Genomic DNA, 497 nt, shown 5'->3' with positions numbered 1-497 from the left:
TCTTTGCGGCAGCCGCCGCGTCTGATATCTTCAAAAGATCTAAAAGAAATCTCAATGCTTTTGTTCCCATTTCACAGAGCAGAGAGGTTTCTTAAGGAAGAGCGGTAGGAGGCCTCCTGCACCTATTTAAAAAAGGAGGCCGCCTATGAGCAAAAAGAGCAAAGCGGGAAAGAGAAAAGGACAGGGCAGACGGAAGAGTTATCCCGTGCCAAACCGGACATACAAGTCCACCGTCTTTATCATGCTGTTCCGCGACAAGAAAAACCTGCTGGAGCTTTACAACGCAGTTAGTGGAAAACAGTATACGGATCCGGATGAGCTTACGATCAACACGCTGGAGAACGCCATCTACATGGCGATGAAGAATGACCTGTCCTTTATCATTGACTCCCGGCTGTCCCTGTATGAGCATCAGTCTACCTACAGTCCGAACCTGCCGCTTCGGATGCTGATGTACCTGTCGGACGTCTATGAGGAGATGACGAGGACGTGCAACG

The 497-nt window shown here is 49.5% G+C and carries 1 pseudogene; it reads left to right on the top strand.

Annotated elements, in window-relative coordinates:
* Positions 1 to 145 precede the first annotated feature (145 nt).
* A pseudogene (locus H6A20_RS13135) lies at positions 146 to 497 on the top strand (hypothetical protein); the annotation flags it as partial.

The organism is Mordavella massiliensis (assembly GCF_016901695.1).
Classification (GTDB): Bacteria; Bacillota; Clostridia; order Lachnospirales; family Lachnospiraceae; genus Claveliimonas; species Claveliimonas massiliensis_A.
This window is presented reverse-complemented; position numbering and strand designations above follow the sequence as displayed.